Origin of the sequence: Massilibacillus massiliensis, assembly GCF_900086705.1 — a bacterium.
GTDB lineage: Bacteria > Bacillota > Negativicutes > FLKF01 > FLKF01 > Massilibacillus > Massilibacillus massiliensis.
This window is the reverse complement of sequence record NZ_LT575483.1, coordinates 2,555,016-2,579,145: the sequence shown is the minus strand read 5'-3', so window position 1 is coordinate 2,579,145 and position 24,130 is coordinate 2,555,016. Positions and strand designations below refer to the sequence as shown.

The following is a 24,130-nucleotide window of genomic DNA, read 5'->3' as shown; positions in this document are numbered from 1 at the left end:
ATGAACCCACTTTACATTACCTGATAAAATCAAATTAGCTTTCTGGATATACAAATAACCAGGCCTACTATAGAATATACTTAGGAGGTTTTTTATGGACTGTCAACAGTTTTTTAGACAACTTTTTTAAGGGTATTTATTCTATACTTCACCGGTGTTAGATATCCTAGTGAAGAATGAATCCTATGATTGTTGAACCAATTTACATAATCAGCTAACTCAATCTGCAGATGGTTTAAGCTGTGAAAAGTCTGGTTCCTGATAAATTCTGTTTTGATTATTTTAAATGTTGCTTCTGCCACTGCATTATCATAAGGACACCCTTTATGACTGAGAGAACGCTGAATTTCAAATGCTTCCAAGATTTCTTCAATGGTCCGATTTTTAAATTCGTTGCCACGGTCCGTGTGAAATATCTGGATATCTTTCAGATTTCCCCTTACAGTCTGAAATGCCTGTTTTACAAGGTCTGCTGTTTTATTACGTCCGGCACTGTAACCAATTATTTCTCTATTAAAGAGGTCAATAAGCACACAAATGTAGTTCCAGCTCATGCCGACTCTGACATATGTTAAATCGCTTACAATAGCATTTCTATATGGTTGTTCACTGAACTGGCGGTCAACAACATTTTTGGTTTTTGATTCATTACAAGTATCCTTTTGAGGACGGAACTGGGCAGTCGTATAACTTGAAATCAGTCCTTCCTGCCTCATGATTCTGCCGATGCGGCGGCGTGAAGCAATGATATTTCTATCTTTTAAATCTGATTTTATTTTTCGGGTTCCATAATTATTTCGGCTTGCTTTAAATATATCAACAATATTTGCCACCAGCTTAGATTCATCTGGATTTGCTTTTGCCTCATAATAATAGGTGCTTCTTGGAATTTGTAGGACTTTACACATTGCTGATACAGAGTATTTGTGGATATTGGCTTTAATCACATTTACTTTCGTCCTAAGATCAGCGCTGCTTGCTTTAAAATATCATTCTCCATTTCAAGATATTTGTTCCGTTTGCGAAGCTCAATCAGTTCTATCTGTTCAGTTGTAAGATTATCTTTCTCCTTGAAAGAGCCACTATTGTTAGCTTGCTGAATCCATTTGTCAAGCAAGGACGATGCGATATCATATTCACGAATAATGTCACACTTACGTTTTCCGTTATTATATAATTGTACAACTTGTTTTTTGAATTCGTCCGTATAGCTACGACGAGGGCGTTTTTCAACAGTCATGGGCCTAGCTCCTTTTGTTTTATTATTTTATTTTACATGCCCTTATAATAACTGTCCAATTAATTGTAGCCTATCCATTATGAATGGTGTACCTGGAAGTCGATAAACTTTAAAGCTAAATCTATACTTCTCATTTCATACTAGGAGGAAAAACTATATGCGGAATAAAATTTATCAATATCTTTCTGTCGGTATTGGTTGTTTGTTAAGTGCGATCGCGATCAATAGCTTTCTCGTTCCTCATCACCTACTAAGCGGCGGGGTGAGCGGGATAGCGATTATCCTTTTTTATCTGTCCGGCTGGCCCATTGGTTTACAAATGCTAGCAATGAATATCCCCCTTTTTTACGCGGCTTATCGACTCATCGGCAAAGAGTATCTTTTTAAAACCATCTATGGCGCGGTACTCTTATCCCTCTTCATAGATCTTACGGGTTATTTATCAAACTTTATGATCTTAGATGACCCAATTCTCGCTGCTATTACAGGCGGAGTTGTAACCGGCATTGGCTCAGGGCTTATATTTAGAGCCAATGGCAGCGGCGGCGGGCTTGATGTTGTCTGCAGTATCTTGAAAAAATACTACTCTATCAATGTAGGGATTGCCTCCTTCTCACTTAACTGTATGATTATGGTGGTCGCTGCGCTTCTGTTTGGCATAAAACTCGCCATACTTACTCTGATCTCCATGTTTATTGCCGCCAACATTACCGACAATGTCGTAGAAGGATTTAATCGCAAGAAAACTTTGCATATCGTTTCCTATAAAACAGAAGAGATCATCAATGTCATCCTAAAAGAAGTAGGGCGAGGTGCTACAATTCTCACTGGACAAGGTGCCTTTACGCGCCAAGAAAAACAAGTCATCTTTGTCGTTGTAAGCCTAACCCAAATTGGTCAAATTAAACTTCTTATCCAGGATGTAGATCCCCACGCATTTATGATCGTTCAAGATGCCGTAGAAGTTTTAGGCCGAGGCTTCACACTACCTGGACCAAAACAAATATAACAAGAACAAAAACTTCCCACAGAGATGAATTCGCTTTCAAACAATTCATCTCTAAAGGGAAGTTTTTTTATGTTAAATATGACAATAAAATAGATTTAACTTCAAGCGTTCCTTAGCGCTGTATGTTGGGGTTTGTGAAAATATCCGATGCATCATCACTCGGCGAAGAAAATTCGCTTATGACGGCTCCTTTATTGCCTGCCTGAAACCAGTGGCGTGTATTGGGTGGAATCGTATACTGCTGTCCTGCATGTAAAACAATCTCGTGCCTTACTGTATACCATTTTTTATGTTTCACAGGAATTTCTGCCGACAAATGTTTTGTGGCATCCCCTGCTACATAAAGATACACTTTTCCATAACGACAACGAAATGTTTCCATCTTGCCCTCCGCATCGTTTTTCTTTGGCGGATGCCGATGCTCTGGACATGTTTGATATGGCAAAAGCACCATTTCCTTAGCACAATAACGTTCATTATTACAGTACACGATGAGCTGCAGCCCTTCCTTATCAACATTACCTGCACCAAAGCCAAAATCAACAAACTCTAAGTGTTCTCTTTCTTCCGCTGTTAAAGCAATATGCGCTTTCTTAAATAATCCTTCGACTTTTTCACTCAATATCAAATTTATATCAGCCATTCATTATTCCTCCTCAATAACGGTTCGCCATACCGATGGAACCAAATAAATTCATCTTAAAACGAATCACTTCTCTAGCCGCGTCAATACACTGCGGATATATCATATTTGGTTCCCAGCATTCCTGCGCCGATAAGATTTCCCGTGCTTTCTTGTAAAAGGCAAATTTCATATCACTCGAAATATTGACTTTCTGCACACCAATTTTAACTGCCTCGGCAATCTCTTTATCTGGATTTGCTGAACCACCATGTAATACGATTGGCGTAGCAATCTTTTCAGTAATTGCCTGTAAAATATGCATTTGTAATTTTGGCGTAACATCTTTCGGATAAATGCCATGTGCCGTACCAATCGCTACCGCTAAAGAATCCACACCCGTTACTTTCACAAAATCCTCTGCCTGGTCAGGATCTGTATAAGTGATCTCGCTAACACCGCCCTCAATCGAGGTTCCTGTATTGCCGATCGTTCCGAGTTCCCCCTCAACACAAACGCCTGCCGCATGCGCTGCTTCTACAACCTTTTTCGTCAACAGAACATTCTCATGATAAGGAAGTCGTGAACCATCAATCATCACTGAGCTAAAACCAACGTGTATTGCCCGCATAACATCAGCAAAAGAACCACCATGATCCAAGTGAATCACAAAAGGAATCGTACTGCTTTTTGTTCTCTCGATGACATACGCCATAAACGCATCCGTAATAAATTTTAGTTCATCAGGATGAATCGCAATGATCGCCGGAGAATTCGAAGCCTCAGCTTCCTCCGTCACTGCTCTCAGTAATGAACTATCCGATACATTAAATGCACCAACTGCAAACTTTTCTGTTTTTGCAACGCTTAACAATTCTGACATTTTCACTAACATAAACAAAACACTCCTTCTCTACACTATTTTTTATTTGCACAATATTATTCCAAGCTAAAGTTGATCTCCTCATCTTTTACCTGAACCGCATCATCATCAAAAGCTTCATCCGATTCTGTCACTTTTTTCTTCAAAAATGACAGCATCACACCACAAATCACCGAACCAAGCAAAAGCGCCGCACAGAACAACAATGGTTCTTTAAATAACGGCACAACAAACATTCCGCCGTGCGGTACGGGTGACTCCACACCCCAAACCATCAGCAATCCGCCCGCGATCGCTGAACCTGTAACACAAGAAGCCACCACCCGAAATAAATCCCTAGCCGCAATCGGAATCACACCTTCTGTAATCATGCAGATTCCCATTGGAAACGCCGCTTTCAGCGCTTCCTTCTCAGCCCTTGTATATTTATTCTTCGTCAAAAAATATGAGATCGCGATCCCAAACGGCGGAATCATTGATCCCACAAATTTCACCGACTCCGGCCCATAAACACCATCAACTAAAAGCCCATCCACAAACAGCGACATCGTTTTATTCACCGGCCCGCCAAAATCAAACGTCGCCATCACCCCAAGTATTGCCCCCAAAGCAAACTTGGAACCATTTTGCATACTCTCAAGCAGGTGAATTAAACTACTCTGTAACCATATAATCGGCTGACCGATGATATAGTACATGCCAAGTCCGGCAATGACCGTCGATAATACCGGAATAATCATAATTGGCATCAAGCCTTGTGCCGCAACAGGCACCTTCACATATCTCTTAATTCCATTGACTACATACCCAACAACAAATCCGCCTACCATCCCACCAATAAACCCAGCATGAATTTGCGTACAAATAAATCCGACAATAAGTCCCGGTGCAATCCCTGGTCTATCTGAAATAGAAAAAGCAATATAGGCACAAATTACAGGTACAATTAAATATGCCAAGCCATAAATCCCAATCTGATTGAGCACATAAGGGAGCGACCCCTCTACCTCAATCAAATTGCCACCCATTAACCTGCCTGCCACTTGTCCCAATGCCATACAAATCCCTGCGGCAACAATCAACGGAAGCATATAAGAAACACCTGTCAGTACATGCTTTTTGATCGTTCCAATCACATTACTTTGTCCTGCCACTTTTCTTCACCTCATCCTCTTTAGCTCTTATTCTTTGCAAGCTCTGTTTCCACTTTCTCCATAAACTGCACCGGTGACTTGATCACAGTCGCCGTTTTCACACGAACAATACGTTTTCCTGCAAACCGTTCTTCACCGTTTATCTTGATATCGACTGCCAAAATCACCAAATCCGCCGCATCAATTTGCGCTTGCGAAAGCTCATTTTCAACGCCAATCGTGCCTTGCGTTTCAACATGCACCTCATGCCCCCTCGCCAGCGCACCCTTTCTCAATTTTTCTGCGGCAATATAGGTATGCGCAATTCCCGCTGTACAAGCCGCAACTCCTACAATTTTCATCTACACTTCCCCTTTTCGCTATTCGTCCCCTGTCAACAAAGCAATGACTTCCTGTTTATCCTCAGTTATCAGTAATCGCTTTAGTACTTCTTCATCTGCCAAAGCACACGCAACCTGCGCCAACAATCTCAAATGTAGTTTCGTCTTATCTTCCTTCCGCACCGCAAACAAAATCACGATATGAACAGGCTTGTCATCAAGAGATTCCCATACTAAATCATGCATTGTCCGACCAATTACAATTGAAGTATTCGCCACCGCATCCGACTTGCCATGTGGTATAGCAACATGCTTACCAATCCCCGTCCGCCCCTCTGCTTCACGGTCATAAACATCCCTCAAAAACAGATCGCAATCACTAACTTTTCCCTCTTGATATAACAGCTCTATCAGTTCCTCGATTGCCTCCACTTTCGTCCCTGCTTGCAGTTTTAAATTTATTAAATTCTCATTTAAAACCTCTGCAATATCCACGCCTCATTCCTCCTTGTCTCTCATCTAATATCCATAGCCAAAAATTTTACCGTCTCCCATAGCTCATCCCCTTTCAAGTAGGTACTTCTGTTGTCATTTCTGACAACAGATTGCAAATTTGTTTTAAATTACGGAATTTTGCGAATATTATTGGTATACTCTAGGTAGAATTACTTTCTTGAAAGAAAATTCGGATGCACATTTTCTTTAGTCTTTTGCTTCATTTCGAAGCCATCGAGATCAAAAAAAATAGCATCTGGAGATACTTTTAAAATTTTGGCTATTCGTTTAGCTAATCCATAGTCTGGATTCCTACTGCCATTTTCAATTAACCCATAAAAACTTCGTGATATTCCTAGCATTCTAGCCATCTCACTTTGTGTCTTTCCCGTACACCTCCGAACGGAAACTAACTCTTCTCTCATCCAACCACCCCCTCGATCACAATATAAATTATCTATACCCCTATTATATTGCTTCATTTTGTAGCTGTCAATATTTTTAGCAACATTTAGAAGCAAATATTTAAATGCTTCTAAATGTAACATATAATTATGTATAGGAGTTGATTATATGTCTTTTGGCGAACGATTGTCTGAATTACGGGAGCGTAATTCATTAACACAAAAAGAATTAGCACAATTAACTAATATTTCTAGATCTCGATTATCCTTATATGAAATAAATAAACGTGAACCAGACTTAGCAACGATACGACAACTTGCTAACTTCTTCAACGTAACCATAGACTACTTAGCAGGAGACATTAACATAACATCATCGTCACTTTCTTCAAAAGAAAAACCTCCTGTAAACCTCAACAAAATTCTTAATGAACCAAACCTTCTTTGGCACGGCATTCCGTTAAGTAACGAAGATAAAGCAAAACTTAAGGCAACTCTAGATATTATATTTTGGAATGCCAAACAAAAATAAGAGCAAGAAAATCGCAGCGATTTCTCTTGCTCTTATTTTTATAATTTCAATATTACTTTTAGTCATATTATAATAGAGTTAAGAAGGTGATCGTAATGAAACAATTTGGAGAAAATCTCCGTAGGTTAAGAGAACATCGTGCTATCACACAAGATGTATTAGGAAAATTATTAAATGTTTCACAAAGTACAATTGCCTATTACGAATCGGGCAAAAAGCAACCGTCCTTAGAAACTTTAATCGTTATCGCTGATTATTTCGAAGTTAGCATTGATTCCCTATTCAATAGAATCCATACTGCAAAATCTACGTATGAAATATCTAAAAACGATTTAAACTTACTACACAAAATCAATACCCTGTCTAATACAGATCGTAAAGAAATCGAATCTTATATACATTACAAAGAAAACAATAAAAATGTCTAAAGACTAAACTGATAGTAGCATAAGAAGATAATACTTGTCACAAGTTCCTAGGCTTTATAAAATTTGTGAAGGGTTCATAATATCATCATCTGAATTCTTTTCCGGAGATAGGGACCAAATGCTAGTGAAATAGATTTACTTCCCTATTATGCATAAAAAGAATTGGATTTATTTTAAAATTCTTTGCTATAAATATGAAATTAAATAAGACGGTAGGCACGACAAAAAAGGTGAGCAGAATAATTTTTATTCTGCTCACCTTTTTGTCCGATGCATATATATATTTAGTTGTCTTTAAATTTATTTGTTATAATAATGGATTCTTTTACAACACAGCAAAAACCATTTAATTTTAGATTTCACTTATAAAACTATCTAAAAATCAATCAATTAAAATAACTTATTGAGTTCACTAAACATCAATGAGAATTTATTAAAAGTATCTTCAGAAAGACAACTCTTCTTATCAATTATTTTTAAAAATTCATTTGCAGGTAGATAATGATTAAATCGATCTTTTTTAATAATTTTATTGATTTGCATAAGTATAGGTTTATCTTGTAGAACAATATTAGAATTATCGATTGCTGAATAAGTTTTAGCAAAGGCCTTATTAAATAAATTTATATACTCAGTTTTCATAAACATATCTTCTAAATCTGCATAACCGGTAGACAATTGAGCAAATTCGCCAAAATATCTTATATTCTTTTCTTTTATTATTTTATCTCGAATTAAATCATCAATTTTTTGCTTTCCTTTAGCATCCGTAAAATTATCTAATAAACATCCTATACACAACTTTTGTCCTCTAAGCAAAGAAATAAAAGTAGCTACTTTATCCATTCCGCCAACCGGAACTATTGTTATATCTTCATCTAATCCAACTTTACCTTGCAATTTCAATTCCTCTGAAATTGCAGTTAAATACATCAAATCTGACACACCTTCAACAATTAAACTTTTTGATGATATAAAAAGATTCTGTGCTATATCATAGCCTAAAGCCGCTTGTAACGGAAAAATTGTAGCTGGATCTTTTTCTTGAATTGCATCCGATATAACACTACCTATTTTCACATTCTGCGAATCAAATACGGTCCTAATTTCATTTAATTTTCTAGGGTCAATCATAAATGGAGAATGAGTTGTATAAATTACTTGATAATCTGGTGCTAATTTTTCTTGAATAAATCTCAATAAATCCGATTGAGCAGCAGCATGAAGACTTAATCCCGGCTCATCAAGTAAAAGAATGTACCTACAGCTCTTTTTACCTTGTATTCGGCTGAACCAAACCAAAAAAGAAAAGAACCATATAAATCCCTTACTACGATTCTTAAGGGGTAATGATACCCTATGCTTTTTATTATAAATGCGTATATTTAAAGGGAGTGTAAAATAATCTGTGTAAGTATAAAACTTGCACAGATTATTTTAATATTGGATAATAAAAAATATTAAACACGAAAAGGACGAAAAAATGGCTAGAAAAAACTCTGAACAAGAACAGCTTGCCCAAGAAATTATTGCAAAATATCAACCAAAATCTGTCGAAGATATGCAAAATGCCTTAAAAGATATTTTCGGACCGATGTTCCAAGCAATGCTAAAAGGTGAATTAGATCACCATCTTGGTTATTCAAGTAATGATCGTGGTGAAAAAGAATCCTCAAATCGTCGTAATGGGTATTCACAAAAAACTCTTAAAAGTTCTTTGGGTTCTATTCCAATTGATGTTCCGCGTGATCGTCAAGCGACTTTTAAGCCACAAATTATACCCAAACATAAAACCAATGTATCTGACATTGAGCAAAAAGTTTTAGCGATGTATGCGCGTGGACTCAGTCAACGAGATATAGCCGCAACGATTGAAGATATCTATGGTTTTGAAATATCTCATGAACAAATTTCAATCATCACAGATAAAATATTAGAAGAGCTCGATCAATGGCAAAAACGTCCCTTAAATCCATTCTATCCATTTGTTTTTGTCGACTGCATGTACGTGACAATTCGAAAAGATTATGAAGTTAAGAGTTGCGCAGTTTATACGATTCTTGGGTACAACATGGATGGTCATAAAGATATCTTAGGATTATGGATCAATGAAAATGAAAGTAAGCATACCTGGATGCAAATCTTCGATGAGCTCAAGGCTAGAGGAATACAAGATATCGGATTCATCTGTATGGATGGATTGAGCGGATTAGAAGATGGAGCTAAAGCAATATTTAAAGACGTAAATGTACAGAGATGTATCGTGCATTTAATAAGAAATTCTATAAAATATGTTCCAAGTAAGGACTATAAGGGATTTACAGCCCAGTTAAAGAAAGTATATGGAGCTTCAAGTTTAAAAGCGGCAATTGCGGAATTTGAGCGATTTAAAGTGGCGTGGGCAAACTATCCTGGAGCCGTTAGCGTATGGGAACGGAATTTCTCACATATAGAGCAGCTTTTTAATTACGGTAGTGCAGTGCGAAAGATTATGTACACAACAAATGCCATAGAAAGCGTGAATTCAAGTTTCCGAAAAGTGACAAAAAAAGGAGCGTTTCCAAATGAAAACGCCATACTGAAAGTATTGTATTTACGAGTTACAGAACTTTATAAAAAATGGCATGATCGCCCAGTTCTCAATTGGTCTATGGTTCGAAACCAACTTTCAATTGATACTAGGATTCAGCCGATTTTTCAAAAATATGAACAACACTTTTAATCTTGTTACACAAAATTCTTGACACTCCCTATTTAAATACTTCTTCCCTGTTGACTCATGCTCTACTTCAAATCTTATTTCAAGATTATCATTTGTTGACCAGTATTCAAACATTTCGTCTGTAATACCATTTGAAGTAGCCTCCAGTTCCGCTTTAAAAGATTCAAAATTGTTTTCATTTGACAATTCATTAATATTTAGATTAGCTAGATCTAATAGCGCCGTTATTGTACTATATTCTTCTTTACTTAAAATCTTATTTGCATTTTTCTCTATTATCGAATTTATATCAATTCTTGATGGCATAGAATAATATTCATCAAAATACCAAAATTTAGGTATTTCATTGCAGATGTATTTATAATATACATAACAGTCCAGCTTATTACTCCACGATTTTTCCTGAACAATACTACTAATCTCGCCTAGTTTATCATTAAGTGTTTTTAGTTCCTCTGGATGTTGTGAACAATATTCGATTAATGAATCAAAGTCAGTACATTGCTCAATTTCTGCTGCTAAATCTCCATTTGGCTTATATGTTATAACAATATGTTTCGTAAAATTAGAAAAATCCGTATTAATACCTACAATAGTTCCCCTGCCATCATATTTCATATCTTTTGTAAAACTCATATTTTTTAAGATATTCTGACCCAAGTCTTCTTGTATAATATCAATTAAGTCTTTATCTATTTGAAATTCACAACTTACGACAACAGCAGAGGCACCTTCTCTTTGATATGCCTTTAATTCATTTCTTGGATAGTCCAAGGTTTCATTATATTTAAAGTCTTCATCAGCTTCAAAATAATTAAATTTCGCTAACGCTTCAAGAATTGCTGTTTTACCAGACTCATTTTTGCCGACTATACGCGTTATTCCATTTTCAACTTCAAAACTTTGAGAAGTCAAATAACTTTTATATTTATTAATACTTACTTTTTTTAGTAGCACACTATCCCCTCCTAAATTAGCTATTCATAAAAATTTTTCTACCAGATCAAACAAAACAATCCTACCACCCACATAAACCACTTTTTATCTATTAGACTTACATATTCTCATAAAAGCTCAAAACTCCTGCCAAATTCATACAAAATCCAGCAGGAGTTTCCTTTATAGTGTTTATATTCTATTTAGCGGTATCACCGCCAGTCTTTATTAAAGCTTTGTCAACTATTCATAGAAATAAAATTCAGAATTGGTTTTGACAATAAAGAACACGAAATACGTTTAGTTATATACATATATAATTCACTATATAATTAAGCATATACTATATTACTTATTTCTTTATTAATTTCATTAATTGATATTTTTTCTTCTTTATAATGATCAATTTGTACATCATACAAAAGTTTACTAAAGTCATCATATTTATTAGCAAAGGCAACAAATTGATTTTTAAGTTTATTAGATAATGACATCTCATATTCTCTTTTATAAATAATGGTACGCAAAAGATTTAATGTTATATAAGGGTTGTCAGCCAATACAATATCAAGACATTTGCTATGCATAGCATCTTTAAATACTTTCTGATAATACTTTTTTTTATTCAAATCATATACTATTGCGTCTATATTAAGATATACTGTTTCACATAAATTTTTTTCACTTAGTTGAACTTTTTTCTCTTTAAACGCCCAGGTATTCTCTATTTCCCAAATATCAAAATCTAAATTATCGACTTTTATTTTAAAACCACCAAATCGATTTTTCGTATATTGGTAATCTTTGAATATATTTTCAATATCATTTACTTTATTCTTTTTTAAAACAATATCAAAATCTCTAGGCATCTTATTGAAGTTGTTTTTTAAATAAGACCTAACACATCCTCCAAATAAAAACAACTCATTATCTTTATTTAATTTATGTAGTAGTCTATCAGCATTTGGAAATTGACGCATCAACTTATAAAAATCCTCAAACAAGTCACTATATTTCATATTAATCTCCTTTTAGGGTAAATTAACCCCAATCAGTCTTTTATATAAATTTACCGCATAAGAATCTGTCATACCTGTAACAAAATCTGTAATTAATAAAAGTTTTTCATATAAACCAAGATCCTTAAATGTTTTATTCTTTTTCCCATTTTTATCTAACCAACATATATATTTAAAATTCTCAGAAATAAGACTATACAATTTACCTTCTTTACTATTAAAGTTAGGTTCCTCTTTTTTTAACGCAATAGCCGGTACAAATAAATCTAACAATCCACAAATTACAGTTTCACCAACTAATTCTAATGTTAATACTTCTTTACATTTAAAGCAATAATCATAAGTAATATCCTTTAATTTTTTTACTAACAAATTGAATTTTCCATTTTTTAATAAGTCATCTTGCATTGTTCCATTCATAATTAAATCGTATTTTTTTATAAAAGTATCCACACAATCAATAATTAGAATTCCTTGTATGTTCACTTTAAAATTCTGCATATCAATTAACTGATGATCTGGAACATTATTATCTTTGTTTCGTTTTCTTTTTTCGTCTAAATCATCAAAACACCTCTTGATATCATCACTATAAGAACTATACTCTTTTTTTATTTCTTCATATATGCTATCCCATTTAATAAGACCTTTTTTCACACCATCCTCAATATCAGCTAAAATATACGATATATCATCTGCAGCTTCCAATATATATGTTATAGGATTTTTATTATTTTCCATCCCTGTACCAGTCTCTTTATAAATATCTTTTACAAGATCGTTTTCACACACAAAATACCCAAATTTGTTTTTATCTGTTGCTTTTTTAGAATTGGAATCCCATGGATATTTTATAATAGATGCTAGAGTTCCATATGTAAAATTCACTCCATATTGATCATTCATAAACTGTAATTTTGATACAATTCTTAAAGTTTGAGCATTTCCTTCAAATAGTATTAAATCCGATTTTTCTTTATTAATATCATTTTTTATATTATCCTCATTTTCATTAAACCATTTTTTAAACCACTGTCTAATAATAGTTTCTCCATAATGACCAAACGGAGGATTTCCTAAATCATGAATTAAGCCTGCTACTGCCAACAATGAAGATAATTCATATTTACTCTCAATACTAAGTTTATTTCTTTTATACAATTTATCACCTATAGCTAAACCTAAAGATCTAGCAATAGCTGACGCTTCTAGTGAGTGCGTTAATCTTGTTCTCGTGAAATCATTTTCTTGCAAAGGAAAAACTTGCGCCTTATCTTGTAAACGCCTCACAGATGAAGAAGAAATTATTCTATCATAATCTTTATCAAATTCATTTCGATGTGTTGCTTTTGTAGATCTCGATGGACGTTGTCTTTTTGTTGAAAGTAATTTATGCCAATCATATTTCATTATGTCTTCCTCCACAACTTTACTTAATTATCTGCATACAAAAAATATTTATTAAATTTTATTTTATTCATTGCTTTATAATTGTTCTTGCAAAAACAATTACTATTACATCTATGTTCAAAAATATTAACTTTTAAGCCTGCTGTAGTAACAGCATCTTCCAAGCTCTTATATGCATATTGATATGCACTAATATTCGATTCATTAAAGCATCTTTGGGGATTATCTAACTCAATATGATCTAAATATTCGTTAAAAGGAATTGGATTATTAATATTACGAATTGTGATCATTTTTTGTTGTCTATTGTCATTCATGACATTAATATATCTTTCGATCGTATCAAAATATATCTTTGTATCTCCATTTTTATACCAATTGGTTGGGTTATCGGTAGTTATCCAACTATTATTAAATTGACAATCTCTTAACAGTTCAGATTTTAATATAAATAATACTGGTCCATATATGTTTTGTCTCGAATATTGGGAATATATATATCCATGTAAGTCAACTGTATCTAAAAAAATATCATCCCACACATTATACTTTCTATCTACATAATCACTATCTTGCTCTGTTTGATTTATATTTCTACGTTCCATTTCCCCTCTTGAAAACAAGCCTCCATTTTTAATAAAACCAAGTGAAGTTGTTAAACTATTTGCGTGATATAAATAAGAAACATTCTTTTCTTTAAGTTTATTATATAACTCAATATTGTCTAATTTCATATGCTCTCACTCATTTCAACATCCTCTATTTTAAACACCGCAAAAACATGAACTCAAATTGTTAAACTAAAATTTTAAATCGGTGCCTTTAGTATTTTCGCACAGCCTGACGTTCTCTTCCCATCAATTTTTGTTATTAAATTTACATATTCTCATAAAAGCTCAAAACTCCTGCCAAATTCATACAAAATTCAGCAGGAGTCTCCTTTTTACTTTTTATATTCTATTTAGCATAACACTGACCTAATTCGTTATTTATTAATGATTTATAAAGTTCAAGTCAGAAGTCTCCTAACAGACAGAGCCCCCCTTCATCTGCATGTCATAGCTTTGGAATCTGAACTCCCAATAATTTTAAAGCCCGTCCACCCTCATAGACCACTTTCATCGGATATACTTCGGCTACTTTCGCTTTACCACTTTTAATTGCGACTGCTAAGACTAGATTTACGCTATCTTCAAAAGTAACATGCCGTATTTCCTGCGATTTCACGGGATCTTTCTTAATAGACGCATTAATACGATCAACATAAATAACCTGATTCGTCTGTTTATCCCGATAAACTACAGCAACGTCAATTGCACGCAATCCTTCATTCGTGTTATTTCCTACTGCTGCCGTAATCTTTACAGGAAGATAGAAAGATGTTGACTTTGCTTTTCCATCCCGTACAACCCAATTAGAATTTTCTACCGACCCATCTTCTGGAACATTTGCTAAAAAGTCTATCACTTCTATTGTTAATATCGATTGAATGCCATCCTGATTTGCGAGATCAGGAAAGGCATCAAGCGCTTTGCGGTACTTTTGAATTTTATCTATTACTGCATTAAACTCTGTTCCACAAACAATTCTATATTTTCCGTTCTCTTCGTGAAGTTCAAAAGGCACTTGCAGCACGTGACCATTGGCATCAGAATAAAATACGAGTTAACTATATACGTTTCTTTCTGATGCGCAAAAAGAATTGATTTTTTTAGTATATGTTGTATAATAATGAATAAATTGTAATAAATGATTGAAGGATGTGTTTTTTAGTGGAAGCAGAATCATCTATATTGTTAGTTAAAGGCAAAGATTCAGAAATCAGTATAAAAATTACTTCTGTAAACGTTGATATAGCTACGCCTAATAACTCCATGGCTAAGTCAAGTAGTGTGGCGTCTACATTGTGTATAACTGGGAAACTTACTCATAATAACATGGCTCTAGAAGACAAAGAAACCCTGAAATTATTCAGATGGTCGTTAGTTACAGCCCAAAACGCAGATGCATATCGTGATGTAACTGTCAAAATAGTTTCTGCTGACTATACTTTTCGGACAATACATTTCCCTAATGCCTTTGTTATTGATTATAGCGAGAGGCATTCTACCGGTGCTGGCATGGGTGATTTTTCTCTTACTCTACGACAGAGAGCTGATAAGTTTACCGATATAACAGTTGACTAGAAACAAATCATATATTTTACTTCTAAACGAAATTATACATATGAACAGCCAGAAATGATCCGCAATACTTTGAACCTAATGATATAGCATTGAAATCTATTCTATCAAATCAAACTGAAACGGCTTTTGAGTACAATTCCATTTGCTACAGCTGATCAGATACAAGGGAACATTCAGGCATATATTGATATTTCAGAAATTTTTCACGTTCTCAACTAAAGTTTGAAGGAGGCGATTGACATCGCTTACGAAAATATTAAAGAAGGATTAAAAGAAGGCTATGGCATTTGGGCACATGGCTTTAGATCTCCATTTATAGCAGTTAATATTAACCGTACTTTGGCAGTAAATTATGCACTTACTCATTGCGGGGATACAGAATCACGTCCTAATAATCCTGCTTTTCCTTTTTTTGATGCTGATTGTACTAATTTTGTAGCGCAATGCTGGAATGCCGCTGGACTATCTACAGCATATGATTATTATTGTGATGGCAGGTATGCTAACTCATATAATTGGATTAATGTAGATGACTTTCTTAATTACGTGACAACTCACGAGATCGCTAAAGTGGAATGGAGCAGTACGAGTATTAAACCAGGAGATATCGCTCAATTTTGTTATAAACAGGATGACGGCTCTGAAGCATGGTTGCATTCTGTAATCATAACCGGTTATGATTCTGATGGTGGTTTATGCTATACTGGTCACTCAGACGCACGCTATAACAAACCACTAAGTGATATCTATCCAGATAAAACGGCTATTACGGAAATTAGATTTATTGTTCCTTTATACCCCACATATTATTGTGGCTAATTTTATGAAAAGCATCCTAGACGACATATCGCTTTTCATCACATACAAAGTGATATAAGGGAGGAAGAGCGAAATTTTTAAAAAAGCAATTTTTGTAGTTTTGTTTATGATACTCTTTGCAGTATTAAGTTTACTCGCAATATTCTTTTTAAAAACGCAAGTATATCAAAGTGTTGACGATCACTTTGAATCCAAAATTTCCTTAAGCAAAGTTAACAATTTATCTAATACTGAAATAGTAGAGAAATTATTCACTATGTATTTGGAACATTATAAAGGCAAATCTATATTTGATAATCAAAGAATAAAGGATTATAAAAATATAAAAGTTACCGAAGAAAAATACGTAACAGATGGTACAGCGTTTAGCGTATCATATTTAGTTCAACAACATTTTTGGAATGAATATTGGGAGGTAGGTGGAAAAGCGAAAGATGGGATGATAAGACAATTCGTCTTTGTTAGTCTTATTAAAGAAAAAGACCAGTTTAGACTGAAGTTAAATGGTACGGCTCCTCCTATCCCAAAATAAAAGAGGACAGTCGAATCGGGAACTAACGTCACCTTCCACCAACTTTTGTATTGAAACTCCAAAACTCCTGCCAAATCCATGCAGAATTTAGCAGGAGTTTACTTTTTACTTTTTATATTCTATTCAGTATCATTGACCTAGCTCGTTTTTATCAATGAGTTATAACGATCAAGTCAGAAGTACCACAAAAAAAACATCCCTTTTATCACGATTCCTCCGAATAGAAAACAACCACAACAGACAATGACCTTGCTTCCTGTATATATTATAGTTTTGGAATCTGAACTTTTAATAATTCTAAAGCCCGTCCACCATCATAGAATACTTTTATCGGATATACTTCGGCTACTTTCGCTTTACCACTTTTGATTGCGACTGCTAAGACTGGATTTACGCTATCTTCAAAAGTAACATGCCGTATTTCCTGCGATTTCACGGGATCTTTCTTAATAGACGCACTAATACTATCAACATAAATAACCTGATTCGTCTGTTTATCCCGATAAACTACAGCAACGTCAATTGCACGCAATTCTTCATTCGTGTTATTTCCTACTGCCGCCGTAATCTTTACAGGAAGATAGAAAGATGTTGACTTTGCCTTTCCATCCCGTACAACCCAATTAGAATTTTCTACCGCCCCATCTTCTGGAACAATTGCTAAAAAGTTTGTCACTTTTATTGTTAATATTGATTGAATGCCCTCCTGATTTGCGAGATCAGGGAAGGCATCAAGCGCTTTGCGATATTTTTGAATTTTATCTATTACTGCATTAAAATCTGCTCCGCAAACAATTCTATATTTTCCGTTCTTTTCGTGAAGCTCAAAAGGCACTTGCAGCACGTGACCATTGGCATCAGAATAAAACTCCGCTGTCGCCTTCAGTAAATTACCTTCATTTGAAAAGATGAATGAATCAACAATGGGTAGTTGCGGAAACGAACCAACACCTCTTTTAGCCTCCAATTTAGCCATGACCCATTCACCTACTCTTATTCTCTCCTCACCATGATCAAAGAAGCGTCCTTCCGCAACAGCATTTAAAAGCTCTGCCTTTAATATTTCGGCGTCTTCTGATTGATAAAATGAATCCAGATCAACATACTGAGCGAAAGCGTCTGGCTCTCTATTTTTTAAAGACTTCATTGCCTGCGATATCGCGTATTGCGGTATGTCGGGCCGCCAAGTCATATAGTTGACTAAGTGGGTATTGAAGCCGAAGCGATAAATTGAGAATAGAGAAAATATAAGGGCAACCACTAAAGCGAAAACTATTCCTTTCATACCACCTTCGCGTTCTTCTCCGCTCGCAATACTTTTGGTTATTTTTATGTAATAAATGCGTAAGGAAAACGGTCCGCTTAATATCGTTAGTAATAAAAAGATTGGTATGCATATGAGTCCCATAATGTTCCCCTCTATGGTTGAAAAAATAATGGGCTCAAGCAAAATCATCACGATAAAAGGATATTGAGCGACAAAGAACGCCTCAAGGACCTTGCTAGGCGTCACCCGTGAAGATAAAATTCTGCTTATCGCATACGCAAATATAATCTGTACCAAGAGAGCAATCATACCAATAAAGACATACACTGAGAAGAATTCTCTAGAAAAACTAACAGAATTCGTTTCGACTGAACGAAACATTCCGAGGTAATTGGTCATAGCGAAAGAACAAAAAATGCAAATTGGATTAAATAACGACCATGACGTGAACTTTAAACATTGCTGGATCATATCCTTTATCTCCTTAATCAAGGAACTTAATCCTATTACTGTTACTTCGTAAAATAGAAAAGCAGAAATTCACTGAAATAAGAAAAGATGCTGAAGGCAAGTTATTTTGTCCGACATTCCTCACTCATATATGCGCCTATTCATCATTATTTTAAAACAAGTAATGAATAGGCAGTTTTTATTTCACTTAACATATTTAACCCTCAAACTTAAATAACTGCTCAAAATTCGTTCCTTTTCTCAATTTATTTTACAATTTTTTGAAGTTGTCTCGCCTTAATTAAATCTGCCTTAGCCAATTTTTTCTGACCTATGGCATTGTAACAATTTGCCCTCGCTATATAAAGTTCTGCTTTATCACTTGCTAAGTCAATAGCTTTTGTATAATCCTCTATCGCCATTGCATTATTGTTTATCTGTTCGTAAAGTTTTGCTCTTTCCATATAAACTAGCATAAAATCCGGTTTCAGATTTATACATTTTTGATAACTTTCCATCGCCTGGTCGATTTTATTCAACACAGCACACGCCGTTCCCCTGAGCTGGTACAATTCGGGTGACTGTGCTCCCAAAGCCAAAGCCTCATCATAATCGGCTAGTGCCTTATCATAATTCTTTAATCCAGCATAGGCCACACCACGATTTATGTATAAAGTTATCTGATCCGCCTTGTTTTTCACCAAATTAAGCGCTAGAGCTTCATCATAGTCTGCAACAGCCTTTTCATACTCTTGTGTTAAAAGATATGCCTTCGCTCGGTAAAAAAATCCTGGCGAACATGCTGGAGCAATTTTTATCGCCTGTGAAAAATCTTGTATTGCTACTACGTAATCCTTCTTTACTAAACTAACGGTTCCACGCGCGCAGTACGCTGCGCCTCTTCCTCTAACATTGAAACTAAACCTCTGATCCGATGGATCTTCCGCTTCATAAGCATTGATTTCTTCTGTATAATCGGCAAATGCCTCATCATATCGTTCTAAACGATAATATAAGGCTGCGCGATCACGATAAACGTCTTTAGGTACATACTTATATTGCGCCACTTCATTTTGCTTTGCCACTACAGCCAGCTCTGTTGTATAGTCTAACAATGCCTCATCATATTGTTCCATTTTTTCATAAAGCTTTGCGCGTGAAAAGTAATTAATCAAAACACTAGGATCAAGTTCCAGTGCCCTTGTATAATCGGCAATCGCCGCCGGATAATTTTTTATCTGTGCATAAAACGATGCTCGATAGTTATAAAAGATTCGATCTTCAGGGCGTTTTTCGATAGCTTGGTTAAAACAATAGAGGGCTTTATCATAATCCTTGTTTCTTTCATATCCTAGTCCTTCACGAACCCAATACCAATAATCGCTTCCATCTGCTTCCGCAAATCCAATGCTGCTCAAACAAAATAGAATACAACATGCACCTAAAAAAACTCGTTTAAAATTCATTTGTTCTCCTCTTATTATAATAAATTTCGACAGACGGAAAAATTTCTTCTCTGTCACCTTGGTAATTATTTTTTACATTAAATTTACATATTCGTATGAAGTTTGAAAACTCCTGTAAAACTTATACAGAATGCATCAGCAGCTTCCTCTTGTTATTTAAATTTTATTTACCAATCTCCAACATCAGCATTTTCAAAACAGCTAGGTATTCTCTGATTGCATAATTCATCATAACTGTGCTCGGTGTTGCCGAAGATATTCCATATACTTTAGTATAATATTTCTCAGCTATACGTTTGGCTCTGAACATATGATAATCGCTCGTTATAATAAGCATCTCTGGGACATCTTCATCATATAAACCAGTTAGCAGCTCTTTGGTATACTTTAAGTTTTCATCACTAGTCGTAGATTTTTCTTCCTTCAATATCCTTGATTCATCTATGCCATGTGCAATAAAATACCTTTTCATAACTTCTGCTTCCGTGAGTGTTGCTTCTTTTCCCAATCCACCAGAAGCGATTATCTTGGTATCGGGATTTTTATTGAGATAGTCAATACTTGTATCCAATCTTCTTCTGAGTGTAGCTGAAGGCTCTTCTCCCTTTACCCCTGCGCCTAAGATAACTGCATATTGCACTTCTGTTTTATCATTAGATTTTAACGATTGAAAGATAAGGCTTTCAATCGTTATAAAACTAGCTACCGCGATTAGCAATAACCCTGACAAAAGCCTTCGTAACAATAATAATTTAATATTTAGCCTGGGATTTTTAGTTGTTCTAAATGTTATACCATAAATAATGAAGAATACACCACTAACCATTAAACATCCTGTACCAAAAGTTATACCAAAAACAATAAGTGATAGAATTAGCCCAATAACAGCAAATCCACCACCTATAGTTATTAAATATGCACCTATTTTCGAATTACAAATTTTCATTACAAGTATCTACCTCATACGCTCAAATTCCAGCACCCTCAAATAAAAAATCACTAGACTTATTTTGGGGAGCGATCAACAGGTTTCATTTTCATAGCGAATAAATTTTTAATTTTCCCACCACAATTATGACAATAAGTATGTGACCTCTTACATGTTATAGTTAGACAATGAGGGCAAGTCTTATATAGTAAACGTGTCCCTGCGATTGCTATGACACTCATAAAAATAACGATAAAGTAGCATGCTTTACCCCAAAAAATTTTCATAAAAAGTAAAGCGAATATAGACCACAGCAAATATATTATTTCTATTGACCATTTATAAAGGAAACTATGCTTTTCTATTTTTAAATTGGGGTTGCTATCACTCCCACATTTGGGGCAATATTTATATGTGATTCGAATTCGACCATAATTGCTTTCAAGACTTTTGTGACAATTATAGCATTTTTCTTTTATGTAATTCATAGTTTCATCCTTAAAAACTGGAGAACAAAATGATACTCAGGAGCATCCCTTCTCCATCACTGTGCCATCGAACTTTCGATATTAAAATTACATATTCTCACAAAAAACCAAAACTCCTGCCAAATTCATACAGAATTCAGCAGGAGTCTTTCTTACTTTTTCTTCATTCTCGCCACGACTCTATCCCACAAATGCTTTTCCAAGAAACTCCCCTTCACACTTTCTTCCATGTCTAAGAACATTTTATATGGCACAGAAAATGACAACATATCAGGCTCGATCATTGGGCGTACTGTAATATCGGTAAGACCCACTACTGCTCTTGGATTTTCCTTTTGCGCTTCGTTGTAGGGAATAAGAAATATAGATTGACAGCCTGAACTAAATGGCATTAAAACATTCTCTATTCCGGGTCTGTAATAGTTGGCTAGTACTGTAAGTGCCGATAACTGATCATTATTTACATAAAATATAATTAACTCAGGTATTTCCTTCGTAGTATCAACTTCTGCCATAGGCTTAAAAATTACGTACTGATAAGGGATATCTGTGATTGGCAGACATTCAACATATTCTTTTCCTAGCTCTGGATCTTTTTTATAGCCTTCTCCTTCAAATACACCACTTTTCCCAGTTGACAAAAAGTACTCGATCCCCCCTGGATAGTTAGGGAATTGTCCAAATCCCATTCCTGCTTTACCGCCATGACATTCCGTGGTATTACGTTCAAAAACCGCCGTTTTACCTTTTGCTGCCGCCAGAAATAATGGGATTGTACAACTCCAATGACCGGCTTTACTTTGGAGTGCCCCTTCAGGTTTTTCATTACTAAGAAAAACCGCCACAGGTTGATATCGTAAATTCAATTCTTTGACCAAACAGCTTTCCATATACGCTACCTCACTTTTCTTATTTCATAATGACTTCGAAAATATAACTTATTTGAATTATTTCTATACAGTCTCAGATTTTATAACATTCCCCCTTTTACATAATTCATGAAAGTCCTTAAACCTTAAAGAAAGTATCGTAAGAAATTACAAAGATACCAAATTTAATACTAGCCATTTGTTTTAGTTGTCACGACAACTAAAACAATAAAAAATCATCTAATATTTTCGTATATCTGATTTAACATTTTTTTCAATTCTAACACTTTTTGCTTTTCCAGTCCTATGGTCGCTTTATCTAATAAATTCGTGACCTTTGGAATTAATTGTTCCCGCAATGTTCGTCCACTATCGGTTAAGTATATTTGAAATGCGCGCTTATCTACTGGATGCGTTTTTCGAACAACTAAACCTTTTATTGCTAACTTTTCAAGAATACGATTCGTATTGGGTTTATCCTTAAAGGTCATATCCGCCAGATCTTTAGGGGTGACTCCCTCTCGTTCCCATAAGCAGCTGAGTATAGCCCATTGCTCTGGGGTAATATCATGGTCTTTCAATCGTTGCAATAATTCATTTTTAAGCTTCGTATTGACCTTATTTAAAATAAATCCTAATGAATCATCTAATTTAAAATTCATTTATTCCACCTGCATTTTAGTTGTTACGACAACTACATTATATAATATGCGTCAACTGTAAGTCAATGATCAAAACAATGCGCTGGTTATTTTAGGATTATTTTATTATAATAAGTACGTTACTTTTTATTCTATAATGATACGATGTGGAGGTACAGTAACTTGATCTATGAAGTTATGAATGAACAACATATTCCACAACTTGCAAAACTGTATGTTGACGCATTCAATGCTCCCCCATGGAACGATAGATGGACAGTAGAAACGGTGACCAAGCGATTATTACAAATGGTGCATTGTGATGGTTTTTATGGTTTAGTGTCTTATGAAAACAATAAAGTTTGTGGTATGATTTTAGGAAATCATGAAGTGTTTTATGACTGCATGCAATTCAATATTAAAGAATTCTGTGTTTGCTCTAAAATGCGTGGAACCGGTATTGGATCTACTCTTTTAAAGGAATTTGAAAAACGTTTATTGGAAAGAGGCATTGACGAAATCTATCTAATCACTTCAAGAACCCAGCAAACAGAGACTTTCTATCAAAGAAAAGGGTATAGAAGTTGTAACGACATGGTTAGAATGGATAAGGAAATCTGTAAGTAAACTAAATATAATAGGAAATTAGAAGCAAATGAGCTCCCTTATAAAACGATAAAAGTGTGAATAACTAAATTAAAGAGGGAGTGTAAAATAATCTGTGTAAGTATAAAACTTGCACAGATTATTTTAATATTGGATAATAAAAAATATTAAACACGAAAAGGACGAAAAAATGGCTAGAAAAAACTCTGAACAAGAACAGCTTGCCCAAGAAATTATTGCAAAATATCAACCAAAATCTGTCGAAGATATGCAAAATGCCTTAAAAGATATTTTCGGACCGATGTTCCAAGCAATGCTAAAAGGTGAATTAGATCACCATCTTGGTTATTCAAGTAATGATCGTGGTGAAAAAGAATCCTCAAATCGTCGTAATGGGTATTCACAAAAAACTCTTAAAAGTTCTTTGGGTTCTATTCCAATTGATGTTCCGCGTGATCGTCAAGCGACTTTTAAGCCACAAATTATACCCAAACATAAAACCAATGTATCTGACATTGAGCAAAAAGTTTTNTGAAAGTATTGTATTTACGAGTTACAGAACTTTATAAAAAATGGCATGATCGCCCAGTTCTCAATTGGTCTATGGTTCGAAACCAACTTTCAATTGATACTAGGATTCAGCCGATTTTTCAAAAATATGAACAACACTTTTAATCTTGTTACACAAAATTCTTGACACTCCC

The 24,130-nt window shown here is 34.8% G+C and carries 26 protein-coding genes and 1 pseudogene; 9 read left to right on the top strand and 18 right to left on the bottom strand.

Annotated features, from left to right (window positions below):
• Positions 1 to 113: 113 nt before the first annotated feature.
• Positions 114 to 1,240, bottom strand: a protein-coding gene (locus BN6559_RS12415; protein WP_110952830.1) for an IS3 family transposase whose coding sequence is annotated in 2 segments (ribosomal slippage) — positions 114 to 985 and positions 985 to 1,240 — 1,128 coding nt in all. Because the reading frame shifts where the segments join, the coding sequence is not laid out codon by codon here.
• A gap of 157 nt (positions 1,241 to 1,397) precedes the next feature.
• On the opposite strand from BN6559_RS12415, the gene BN6559_RS12410 reads away from it, so the two are divergent.
• Positions 1,398 to 2,249 carry a YitT family protein gene (locus tag BN6559_RS12410; RefSeq protein ID WP_110955012.1) on the top strand — a complete coding sequence of 284 codons (852 nt, stop codon included), beginning with the start codon at positions 1,398 to 1,400 and terminating at the stop codon, positions 2,247 to 2,249.
• A gap of 112 nt (positions 2,250 to 2,361) precedes the next feature.
• Here the strand turns inward: BN6559_RS12410 and BN6559_RS12405 are convergent, their stop codons facing one another.
• The 6 genes from BN6559_RS12405 to BN6559_RS12380 form a co-directional block, all read right to left on the bottom strand.
• Positions 2,362 to 2,892, bottom strand: a complete 531-nt coding sequence (locus tag BN6559_RS12405) for a D-lyxose/D-mannose family sugar isomerase (protein WP_110955011.1) — start codon at positions 2,890 to 2,892, stop codon at positions 2,362 to 2,364.
• A 13-nt stretch (positions 2,893 to 2,905) separates the two neighbouring features.
• Complete coding sequence (locus tag BN6559_RS12400) at positions 2,906 to 3,766, bottom strand: ketose-bisphosphate aldolase (protein ID WP_110955010.1); 861 nt, start codon at positions 3,764 to 3,766, stop codon at positions 2,906 to 2,908.
• Between the two features lie 44 nt (positions 3,767 to 3,810).
• A complete protein-coding gene (locus tag BN6559_RS12395; RefSeq protein WP_234407841.1) occupies positions 3,811 to 4,908 on the bottom strand; it encodes a PTS fructose transporter subunit IIC in 1,098 nt (365 codons plus the stop codon).
• Positions 4,909 to 4,928: 20 nt separating this feature from the next.
• The gene (locus BN6559_RS12390; protein ID WP_110955009.1) at positions 4,929 to 5,249 is read right to left on the bottom strand and encodes a PTS fructose transporter subunit IIB; all 321 of its coding nucleotides are present in this window, start codon (positions 5,247 to 5,249) and stop codon (positions 4,929 to 4,931) included.
• 18 nt (positions 5,250 to 5,267) lie between these two features.
• Positions 5,268 to 5,723, bottom strand: a complete 456-nt coding sequence (locus tag BN6559_RS12385) for a PTS sugar transporter subunit IIA (RefSeq protein WP_110955008.1) — start codon at positions 5,721 to 5,723, stop codon at positions 5,268 to 5,270.
• 170 nt (positions 5,724 to 5,893) lie between these two features.
• Positions 5,894 to 6,148, bottom strand: coding sequence for a helix-turn-helix transcriptional regulator (locus BN6559_RS12380; protein ID WP_110955007.1), 255 nt, complete (start codon positions 6,146 to 6,148; stop codon positions 5,894 to 5,896).
• A 148-nt stretch (positions 6,149 to 6,296) separates the two neighbouring features.
• On the opposite strand from BN6559_RS12380, the gene BN6559_RS12375 reads away from it, so the two are divergent.
• Both BN6559_RS12375 and BN6559_RS12370 read left to right on the top strand, forming a co-directional pair.
• Entirely contained in the window at positions 6,297 to 6,659 is a 363-nt protein-coding gene (locus BN6559_RS12375; protein WP_110955006.1) for a helix-turn-helix domain-containing protein, read from the top strand.
• 95 nt (positions 6,660 to 6,754) lie between these two features.
• Complete coding sequence (locus BN6559_RS12370) at positions 6,755 to 7,087, top strand: helix-turn-helix domain-containing protein (RefSeq protein WP_110955005.1); 333 nt, start codon at positions 6,755 to 6,757, stop codon at positions 7,085 to 7,087.
• 390 nt (positions 7,088 to 7,477) lie between these two features.
• Here BN6559_RS12370 and BN6559_RS12365 read toward each other — a convergent pair whose 3' ends face one another.
• Positions 7,478 to 8,464: an ATP-dependent nuclease gene (locus tag BN6559_RS12365; protein WP_234407925.1), complete on the bottom strand. Its 987-nt coding sequence runs from the start codon at positions 8,462 to 8,464 to the stop codon at positions 7,478 to 7,480.
• A gap of 106 nt (positions 8,465 to 8,570) precedes the next feature.
• Between BN6559_RS12365 and BN6559_RS12360 the strand changes: the two genes are divergently transcribed.
• Positions 8,571 to 9,809 (top strand): IS256 family transposase, encoded by a 1,239-nt coding sequence (locus BN6559_RS12360; RefSeq protein ID WP_110952991.1) that lies wholly within the window; start codon positions 8,571 to 8,573, stop codon positions 9,807 to 9,809.
• Here BN6559_RS12360 and BN6559_RS12355 read toward each other — a convergent pair.
• The 5 genes from BN6559_RS12355 to BN6559_RS12335 all read right to left on the bottom strand — a co-directional run bounded on the left by BN6559_RS12355 (position 9,756) and on the right by BN6559_RS12335 (position 14,800).
• Positions 9,756 to 10,766, bottom strand: coding sequence for an AAA family ATPase (locus BN6559_RS12355; protein ID WP_199883979.1), 1,011 nt, complete (start codon positions 10,764 to 10,766; stop codon positions 9,756 to 9,758). The genes BN6559_RS12360 and BN6559_RS12355 overlap by 54 nt on opposite strands.
• Positions 10,767 to 11,077: 311 nt before the next feature.
• Entirely contained in the window at positions 11,078 to 11,764 is a 687-nt protein-coding gene (locus BN6559_RS12350) for a hypothetical protein (protein WP_110955002.1), read from the bottom strand.
• A 12-nt stretch (positions 11,765 to 11,776) separates the two neighbouring features.
• Positions 11,777 to 13,174, bottom strand: a complete 1,398-nt coding sequence (gene dgt / locus BN6559_RS12345; RefSeq protein WP_199883978.1) for a dGTP triphosphohydrolase — start codon at positions 13,172 to 13,174, stop codon at positions 11,777 to 11,779.
• A 23-nt stretch (positions 13,175 to 13,197) separates the two neighbouring features.
• On the bottom strand, positions 13,198 to 13,908 hold the full coding sequence (locus BN6559_RS12340; RefSeq protein ID WP_110955000.1) for a hypothetical protein: 711 nt from the start codon (positions 13,906 to 13,908) through the stop codon (positions 13,198 to 13,200).
• 322 nt (positions 13,909 to 14,230) lie between these two features.
• Positions 14,231 to 14,800, bottom strand: coding sequence for a hypothetical protein (locus BN6559_RS12335; RefSeq protein ID WP_199883977.1), 570 nt, complete (start codon positions 14,798 to 14,800; stop codon positions 14,231 to 14,233).
• Between the two features lie 146 nt (positions 14,801 to 14,946).
• Between BN6559_RS12335 and BN6559_RS12330 the strand changes: the two genes are divergently transcribed.
• From BN6559_RS12330 to BN6559_RS12320, 3 genes are all read left to right on the top strand, one after another.
• Entirely contained in the window at positions 14,947 to 15,360 is a 414-nt protein-coding gene (locus BN6559_RS12330; RefSeq protein ID WP_199883976.1) for a hypothetical protein, read from the top strand.
• Positions 15,361 to 15,582: 222 nt separating this feature from the next.
• Positions 15,583 to 16,179 carry an amidase domain-containing protein gene (locus tag BN6559_RS12325; RefSeq protein WP_110954997.1) on the top strand — a complete coding sequence of 199 codons (597 nt, stop codon included), beginning with the start codon at positions 15,583 to 15,585 and terminating at the stop codon, positions 16,177 to 16,179.
• Positions 16,180 to 16,285: 106 nt separating this feature from the next.
• Positions 16,286 to 16,711, top strand: a complete 426-nt coding sequence (locus tag BN6559_RS12320) for a hypothetical protein (RefSeq protein ID WP_199883975.1) — start codon at positions 16,286 to 16,288, stop codon at positions 16,709 to 16,711.
• Positions 16,712 to 16,976: 265 nt separating this feature from the next.
• Here the strand turns inward: BN6559_RS12320 and BN6559_RS12315 are convergent, their stop codons facing one another.
• The 5 genes from BN6559_RS12315 to BN6559_RS12290 all read right to left on the bottom strand — a co-directional run bounded on the left by BN6559_RS12315 (position 16,977) and on the right by BN6559_RS12290 (position 22,841).
• Positions 16,977 to 18,449, bottom strand: a complete 1,473-nt coding sequence (locus BN6559_RS12315) for a hypothetical protein (protein ID WP_110954995.1) — start codon at positions 18,447 to 18,449, stop codon at positions 16,977 to 16,979.
• Positions 18,450 to 18,694: 245 nt separating this feature from the next.
• A complete protein-coding gene (locus BN6559_RS12310; protein WP_110954994.1) occupies positions 18,695 to 19,894 on the bottom strand; it encodes a tetratricopeptide repeat protein in 1,200 nt (399 codons plus the stop codon).
• 163 nt (positions 19,895 to 20,057) lie between these two features.
• Complete coding sequence (locus BN6559_RS12305) at positions 20,058 to 20,840, bottom strand: YdcF family protein (protein WP_110954993.1); 783 nt, start codon at positions 20,838 to 20,840, stop codon at positions 20,058 to 20,060.
• Positions 20,841 to 21,462: 622 nt separating this feature from the next.
• Complete coding sequence (locus tag BN6559_RS12295; RefSeq protein ID WP_110954991.1) at positions 21,463 to 22,200, bottom strand: DUF169 domain-containing protein; 738 nt, start codon at positions 22,198 to 22,200, stop codon at positions 21,463 to 21,465.
• Between the two features lie 215 nt (positions 22,201 to 22,415).
• The gene (locus tag BN6559_RS12290) at positions 22,416 to 22,841 is read right to left on the bottom strand and encodes a MarR family winged helix-turn-helix transcriptional regulator (RefSeq protein ID WP_110954990.1); all 426 of its coding nucleotides are present in this window, start codon (positions 22,839 to 22,841) and stop codon (positions 22,416 to 22,418) included.
• Between the two features lie 162 nt (positions 22,842 to 23,003).
• Here BN6559_RS12290 and BN6559_RS12285 point away from each other — a divergent pair, with 162 nt between their 5' ends.
• Both BN6559_RS12285 and BN6559_RS12280 read left to right on the top strand, forming a co-directional pair.
• Complete coding sequence (locus BN6559_RS12285) at positions 23,004 to 23,447, top strand: GNAT family N-acetyltransferase (protein ID WP_199883974.1); 444 nt, start codon at positions 23,004 to 23,006, stop codon at positions 23,445 to 23,447.
• Between the two features lie 169 nt (positions 23,448 to 23,616).
• Positions 23,617 to 23,955, top strand: a pseudogene (locus tag BN6559_RS12280) (transposase); the annotation flags it as partial.
• Between the last annotated feature and the right edge of the window lie 175 nt (positions 23,956 to 24,130).

Bases quoted from the DNA above. Each gene is read 5' to 3' on its own strand.
- BN6559_RS12410 (WP_110955012.1), top strand. From the start codon at position 1,398: ATGCGGAATAAAATTTATCAATATCTTTCTGTCGGTATTGGTTGTTTG.
- BN6559_RS12405 (WP_110955011.1), bottom strand. From the start codon at position 2,892: ATGGCTGATATAAATTTGATATTGAGTGAAAAAGTCGAAGGATTATTT.
- BN6559_RS12400 (WP_110955010.1), bottom strand. From the start codon at position 3,766: ATGTTAGTGAAAATGTCAGAATTGTTAAGCGTTGCAAAAACAGAAAAG.
- BN6559_RS12390 (WP_110955009.1), bottom strand. From the start codon at position 5,249: ATGAAAATTGTAGGAGTTGCGGCTTGTACAGCGGGAATTGCGCATACC.
- BN6559_RS12380 (WP_110955007.1), bottom strand. From the start codon at position 6,148: ATGAGAGAAGAGTTAGTTTCCGTTCGGAGGTGTACGGGAAAGACACAA.
- BN6559_RS12375 (WP_110955006.1), top strand. From the start codon at position 6,297: ATGTCTTTTGGCGAACGATTGTCTGAATTACGGGAGCGTAATTCATTA.
- BN6559_RS12370 (WP_110955005.1), top strand. From the start codon at position 6,755: ATGAAACAATTTGGAGAAAATCTCCGTAGGTTAAGAGAACATCGTGCT.
- BN6559_RS12360 (WP_110952991.1), top strand. From the start codon at position 8,571: ATGGCTAGAAAAAACTCTGAACAAGAACAGCTTGCCCAAGAAATTATT.
- BN6559_RS12350 (WP_110955002.1), bottom strand. From the start codon at position 11,764: ATGAAATATAGTGACTTGTTTGAGGATTTTTATAAGTTGATGCGTCAA.
- dgt (WP_199883978.1), bottom strand. From the start codon at position 13,174: ATGAAATATGATTGGCATAAATTACTTTCAACAAAAAGACAACGTCCA.
- BN6559_RS12340 (WP_110955000.1), bottom strand. From the start codon at position 13,908: ATGAAATTAGACAATATTGAGTTATATAATAAACTTAAAGAAAAGAAT.
- BN6559_RS12320 (WP_199883975.1), top strand. From the start codon at position 16,286: ATGATACTCTTTGCAGTATTAAGTTTACTCGCAATATTCTTTTTAAAA.
- BN6559_RS12315 (WP_110954995.1), bottom strand. From the start codon at position 18,449: ATGATCCAGCAATGTTTAAAGTTCACGTCATGGTCGTTATTTAATCCA.
- BN6559_RS12310 (WP_110954994.1), bottom strand. From the start codon at position 19,894: ATGAATTTTAAACGAGTTTTTTTAGGTGCATGTTGTATTCTATTTTGT.
- BN6559_RS12305 (WP_110954993.1), bottom strand. From the start codon at position 20,840: ATGAAAATTTGTAATTCGAAAATAGGTGCATATTTAATAACTATAGGT.
- BN6559_RS12295 (WP_110954991.1), bottom strand. From the start codon at position 22,200: ATGGAAAGCTGTTTGGTCAAAGAATTGAATTTACGATATCAACCTGTG.
- BN6559_RS12290 (WP_110954990.1), bottom strand. From the start codon at position 22,841: ATGAATTTTAAATTAGATGATTCATTAGGATTTATTTTAAATAAGGTC.